Source organism: Mycobacterium sp. shizuoka-1, assembly GCF_002723835.1.
In the GTDB taxonomy this organism is placed as follows: domain Bacteria; phylum Actinomycetota; class Actinomycetes; order Mycobacteriales; family Mycobacteriaceae; genus Mycobacterium.
Genome location: NZ_BEWG01000012.1, coordinates 1 through 3,443, shown reverse-complemented (window position 1 = coordinate 3,443; position 3,443 = coordinate 1). Strand labels below are relative to the sequence as shown.

Genomic DNA, 3,443 nt, shown 5'->3' with positions numbered 1-3,443 from the left:
CGCCGTAAGCGGCGCCTCGGCCGGAAACGGGGGGCCCTGAGGCGGTGACGCCGGGGCAGGGAGCGGTCCCGGTCCCGGAGCGCCGGGGACCTCGCCGGCGTGCCGGACTGAGTCGCGCGGCGGAGCAAAGTTCGGCCGGTTCCCGGTGCCTGGAGGCGGCGGATAGCCCATCGATCCGAGCGCCGGGTACAGGGCCGGGGCTGTCGGAACTTCGGGTGCCGTCTTGCAGCTGGGCCCTTCCAGCGCGCCATAGCGAGGGCAGTCGGCGCGGACATAGCTCCGCACGGGCGTCAAGCTGACTATCACCTTGACCGTCAACTGATTGGTGTCGGGATTCCAGATCGAACCGACGTTGTCGGCCAATCTCTGCACGCGGGTGAAGATGGGTTGAAACTGGCCGACGTTATCGGCCAGCACGCCGATCACGGGTGTCATCTGTGCCGTGATGTTGATCAATCTGTCGGTCTGATTCTCAAATGCGGTGCCTAGGGTCCCGGCAGTGTTCAGGCCCGCCGACAGGAGCTCGTTGAGTTGAGCCCGTTTCTCGGCGAACGTCCGCATTGGTGACACTGCCGTGTCGAGCGCATCGAAAAGCTCGGGAGAAACATCGCGCAGCGCGTCAGCGGCTTCGGTGAGTGCCGAGATCGTTGACGGTTCAGGATCGGTGGCAACCACGTTATTCAGTTGGGCCACAATCTCGTTCAAGTCACGTCCGGTCTTACGCAGTCGATCCCCGCGTCCCTGAGTGGCCTCGGTGATAGCGGCCAAGACACCGACGCTTCGGTCATCGTCCGGCCGGGTCAGCGCGTCGAAGACCTCACGGAACTTGCTCAACGTCGATTGGAACATCACGGTCGGCAAACTCGTGTCCTCGTGGATCACGGCGCCACCTCGCAGGTCGGTCGCCGCCGGTCCGTTGTCGATCAGTTGTATGGACGACACTGCGAAGACGTTGGACGGGACAACGCGAGCGGTCACGGTGCTGGGAATGCCCGATGCATACTCGGGTTTGAGCGCGATGTGCACGGTGTTCGGCCGCCCGGCCGATGCGGTGACAACGTCGGACACCTGGCCGACCAGGACGCCGCGGAACTTCACATCCGACTTCTCGGGCAGGCCGTCGCCGACGTTCACCAGCTCGGCGCTGACTCGCACGATGCGGTCCAGGTCGCCCTTGGATTTCTTGACGGCCAGCACGACGGTCACCGAGGCGATGACGATGAAGCACACGCCCAGGATGAGCAGCGTGCGATTGGAGGCGCTGCGCGGGTTGAGTTCGAAGGAGTTCGGCATCGACTATCCGCCGAACCTGGCGCCGGATTCGACACCCCACAGGGCCATGGTCAGCAGCATGTTGAGGATGATCACCACGGTGATGGCTGCGCGCATCGCGCGTCCGGCCGCTACGCCCACGCCCGCGGGACCGCCGGACGCGAAATATCCGTAGTAGCACTGGATGGTCGCGGCGACGAAAACGAAAATGACGGCTTTGAAGGTCGCGAAGGTCACGTCGCGGCCGCTGACGAACATCGAGAAGTAGTGCAGGTAGGTACCGCCGGACTGGCCGGCGGCAACTGCGACAACGATCTGGCAGGACATGTATGCCACCGCAAGGCAGGCCAGGAACAACGGAACAACCGCCACGGCTGCCGCCGCAACGCGCGTGGTTACCAGATAGGCGATCGGGTCGATGCCCAGAGTGTCAAGGGCGTCGATTTCGTCGTTGATGCGCATCGCACCTAGTTGCGCGGTGAACCGGCATCCCGCCTGGGCGATGAAAGCGAGACCGATCATGATCGGCGCGAGTTCGCGGGTTCCTGCGAACGAGGAGATCAGGCCGGTTGCCGGTCCCAATCCCAGCAGATTCAGGGCATTGAACCCTTCGATGCCGATCAGTGCGCCGGCTGTGCCACCCAGCACCATCGCCACGCCGATTGTCCCGCCACCGACGACGATCGAACCGTTGCCCCAGGCGATGTCGGCCAGGATCCGTGTGAATTCCTTGCGATACCTCTTCAACGTCAGGGGGACGGTGATGATGATGCGCCCGAAGAAGTACATGATGTGGCCGAGTTTCCCGACGCCTGTCGTGACCGTCCCCGTTACCTTGACAAAGGGGACGAAAACCCGCGGACGATAGGGCGCAGCAGTCACGGCTATATGCTTTCCCTCGGAAAGATCAGTACGTAGAGCTGGGTCATCGCTACGTTCACGACCATCAACAGCAGAATGGACTCCACGACTGCGGCATTGACCGAGTTCGCGACACCGGCCGGACCGCCGCGAGTGGACAAGCCCTTGTGGCAGCACACGATTGCGACGATCGCCCCGAAGACCACCGATTTCACCAGCGCCATCACCAGATCCGACACCGTGGCGAACGATGAAAACGTTGTCACGAATGAACCCGGGGTTCCGTTCTGCAAATAGACGTTGAACGCATAGCCGGCGAGAAATCCGATGAAGCAGGTCAAGCCGGTCAACGCGATCCCTACGAGGATGCACGCGGCGAAGCGGGGCACTACCAGCCGCTTGATCGCCGACACGCCCATCACTTCCATCGCGTCGACCTCTTCGCGCATGGTGCGCGCCCCCAAGTCTGCGCACACCGCCGAGCCGACTGCCGCCGCGAGCAGGATCGCTGCCACCAAAGGCGCCCCCTGGCGGATCACCGCCAGTCCGGTCGCCGCGCCGGACAGCGATTGGGCCCCGACTTGGCCGGCCAGCAGACTGAACTGGATCGACAACGTCACGCCGATCGGAATGGTGACGAAAAGCGTGGGCACAAAGGCTGTCGATGCCATGAACGCGGCTTGGCGAATGAACTCTTCCGTCTGAAACCGCCGGGCGAAGAGTTCTTCGAAGGCGTACTGAATGGTTCGCACGGCCAGTACGACTTGGCCGCCAACGGTCTGCAGTGACTCCAGCGGGTGCCTCCGCAGATACCGACCACCCCAATCGCGAATCTCACGAACGGCCGAGCGCTCGACACTTGCTGATGCGTCGGCAGTCGTCACCGTATCCCTCCCCGTCGGGTTGTGGCCGGAACCTGCGCGGTCGAGGCAGTACCCAGTGGTGTACTGACGTGATCGTACAAGTACATCATTCGTTTGGGAAGAGTCTTTCTGGCAAACCGGAGATCTCGCCCAAGATTCGACATTATTGCACTGTGAGACAAGACTTTTGCTTAGGCGGGCAAACGATCAGTGTCTTTGTCGGGAACTTTGCCGCGGGCTCGACCGGACGTTCACAGTCGACGACTAGAGCACTATCTAGTGTACTGATACTTGTACTTTCAGTACAGGCGATGCTTTCGGAAGCCGGTAAGGACGACAACCCCATGACATCTTCGACTGAACCGCCCTGGAAATCCCGGAGGCTCCTGACCTTGGAAACGAGGATGCAGGTATGCCGAAGGAACAGTCTGCTGGGAAGCCCACGAC

Annotated in this window: 3 protein-coding genes; all 3 read right to left on the bottom strand. The window is 62.2% G+C overall.

The window, feature by feature from the left end; genetic code table 11:
- A partial coding sequence (locus MSZK_RS03050) for an MlaD family protein (protein ID WP_371411281.1) occupies nucleotides 1–1,206 on the bottom strand: 1,206 nt, incomplete at its 3' end.
- Between the two features lie 90 nt (nucleotides 1,207–1,296).
- On the bottom strand, nucleotides 1,297–2,154 hold the full coding sequence (locus tag MSZK_RS03045) for an ABC transporter permease (protein ID WP_199203169.1): 858 nt from the start codon (nucleotides 2,152–2,154) through the stop codon (nucleotides 1,297–1,299).
- 2 nt (nucleotides 2,155–2,156) lie between these two features.
- Entirely contained in the window at nucleotides 2,157–3,017 is an 861-nt protein-coding gene (locus MSZK_RS03040) for an ABC transporter permease (RefSeq protein WP_099244714.1), read from the bottom strand.
- Between the last annotated feature and the right edge of the window lie 426 nt (nucleotides 3,018–3,443).